The organism is Jingyaoa shaoxingensis (assembly GCF_014385005.1).
GTDB lineage: Bacteria > Bacillota > Clostridia > Lachnospirales > Lachnospiraceae > Marvinbryantia > Marvinbryantia shaoxingensis.
The window spans coordinates 1-2,561 of sequence record NZ_JACRSZ010000045.1; the positions used below are offsets into that span (position 1 = coordinate 1).

At 38.5% G+C, this 2,561-nt stretch carries 3 protein-coding genes; all 3 read right to left on the minus strand.

The window, feature by feature from the left end:
- Positions 1 to 276: 276 nt before the first annotated feature.
- A complete protein-coding gene (locus H8716_RS17330) occupies positions 277 to 1,452 on the minus strand; it encodes an IS91 family transposase (protein ID WP_456298683.1) in 1,176 nt (391 codons plus the stop codon).
- Positions 1,453 to 1,454: 2 nt separating this feature from the next.
- Positions 1,455 to 2,297, minus strand: coding sequence for a tyrosine-type recombinase/integrase (locus H8716_RS17335; protein WP_015514772.1), 843 nt, complete (start codon positions 2,295 to 2,297; stop codon positions 1,455 to 1,457).
- Positions 2,298 to 2,358: 61 nt separating this feature from the next.
- Positions 2,359 to 2,561 (minus strand): hypothetical protein (locus H8716_RS17340; protein WP_044963569.1); only part of this gene is annotated, 203 nt, incomplete at its 5' end.

Below are 2,561 nucleotides of genomic sequence, written 5' to 3' on the forward strand. Positions count from 1 at the left end.
AAACTGTTAAGGAAACAATCGGAGTTGGTGTAAACGAAAAAGCAGCCTTGAGTTCTGATAAAAACTGCCCTTTCGTTTACATCAATTTCGATTTTACCTTGGTGAACAAAGTCGCGTCCCTTTAGCCGATAGCTATGGGGATTCAATCGTTGCGCTTTTCCTTAAGTTTATCATACCGGATGTTTTGGTAAAAGTTTTTTTATTCAAGAAATCAATTTCAGGCATGACAAACAAACCTCCTATGCGGAAGTCATTTATTCTATGCAATTGTAGATTTTAACATCTCATATGTGCATGAAAAGAAGAACTGTATTTATCTTTGCGGGGTGATACCATATTCCCTCCGCAAGAAGAACATTTGCATATATCGATGTGATACAAAACCTTTATCATTTCTACTGCATTTAGATTTTTTAATGTAGAAATGTATTTCTTGCATCCAAGCAGGTTTCTGCAGAGAGTTATCTTTTTTCTCTTGTTTCTACATGATAGCAGACCATAGTGCCGGATTCTGACAAATCGTTTGGGTGGAACATGCATCATGAATCGACGGATGAATTCTTCTCCTGAAATTGTTTTCTCTTTCCAGCAGCCTTCGTTTTTATAGTCTTTTACTGCATATGTAACTGTCGTATCTGTCATGGATTTGATTCGCTGATTACTGATTGCTATCCTGTGGGTATATTTTCCAAGATAATTGATAACCGACTGTGCACCATTGAAAGTTTCTTTACAGTAAGTGACCCAGTTCTTTTCATAACACTTATCAAGAAGTTCTTTAAAACGATAGCTGTTCTGATATTTCTCTGCTGTACCATGAAATTTAAGCTTAGAATCATTCCACAGGTTTTTTAACTCATCCAGATATTTTCCACGGAACACTTTGGAGATGACACCATATGGGAGAAAAAAAATTCCACCTGTTTCTTTCCATTTATTTTCATCATCAAGCCCACCTCCAAGAACAATGGTATGAATATGAGGATGATAATTCATTGCAGAGCCCCAGGTATGAAGAATGCAGATATACCCTATATCAGCTCCCAGATACTTTGCATCTTTTGACAATTCATTCAATGTGGCTGAAGCAGCATGATACAGTGCATCATATAACAGCTTCTGGTTGCTGTAAATAATGGAATTCAATTCCTCCGGAACTGTGAATACTACATGATAATAGGGTGCATCCAATACGTTCTCTTTTTGTGCATCAATCCATTTCTCTTTCGGAAACTCCTGGCACATGGGACAGCATCTGCTTCTGCAGGAGTTGTTGTGAACACTGATACATCCGCAGTCCTCACAAACACTGATGTTTACACCAAAAACTCCTGTTTTACAGTTTCTGATGTGATAAGCCGTTTTTCTGTGATGAGCAGGAGGGTTACTCCTCTTTTCATAGGAAGGATAGAACCGTTCAAATACATCCTGTATCGTACATGATTTATCCATAATCATTCACCACCCATCTCATCAAATGGGCTTTTAATACCAAGCAGAGTTTTATTGCTTACATGCAGATAAATCTCTGTTGATTTTGGATCACGATGTCCCAAAAGAGCCTGAATATATTTTATATCGCAGCCTGACTCAAACAGATGACTTGCAAAACTATGACGCAAACAATGTGTGGAGACGTGTTTTTGAATGCCTGCTCTTTCGGCGCTTTCACGAAAAAACTGAATGACACTATCTTTTGTAAGATAATCCCCTGTCCATGAACTTGGGAACAGAATCCCTCTTGGCCTGCCACATTGAAACCAGTATTCTGTCAATATTTCAAGCGTCCGGTCTGCAAGCAAAGTATAACGGTCAGATCGGCTTTTTCCATCGCGGATGTGTATGGTTTTGTTCGTGCGTGAAATATCATCATAATGAAGGTGTGTGACTTCTGAAACACGAAGTCCACCTGAATACATAGTAGCGATCATAGCTTTATGCTTCAGATTTGGTGTAGCATCAAGAATAGCTGATATTTCTGCTTTTGTAAGCACCGCTGGTAACTTTCTGTCCCTTTTCATACGAGGTATGTCATCATCATCCCAATTCATCTTCAATACTTTTTTGTAAAAGAAGCGGATTCCTGAATGGTAGTGATTGTATGTTTCTGGTGAAATCCCGGAAAGTTTCTTTTCAGTTAGGAATGTATCAACATCGTCAGTTGTTAATGCATCTATATCCTTGGCTGTGTGGTTCAAAAAATGAGCAACACTGGTACAGTATGCATGAATTGTGGAATCCTTGAGATTCCGTTTATTCGCAGCAGATCTAATCTGATTAAAAATTTCTTCGTACATAATAAAATCCTCCATGTAAAGTAAATCGTAAATGTATAAACACTGCTTACATGGAGGAGCATTAGCATAATAAAACTGCTTGCCAGAAAGGCAGCTCAATGGTATTCTTATCATAGGCAGTGGGGATGTCGATCCTGTTTGATTGTTGGTTGTGGTGACTTAACAATACTACTTGTAGGACTTGGTTTCCACTGCTTTTTATTAAAGTGTAAAGAAAAACTGCGCCATAGCCTTGGCAGGCCATCGCGCAGCGATTTTGTTCAA

Excerpts from the sequence above, each read along its gene's own strand:
- H8716_RS17330 (WP_456298683.1), bottom strand. The coding sequence starts at position 1,452 with ATGGATAAATCATGTACGATACAGGATGTATTTGAACGGTTCTATCCT.
- H8716_RS17335 (WP_015514772.1), bottom strand. The coding sequence starts at position 2,297 with ATGTACGAAGAAATTTTTAATCAGATTAGATCTGCTGCGAATAAACGG.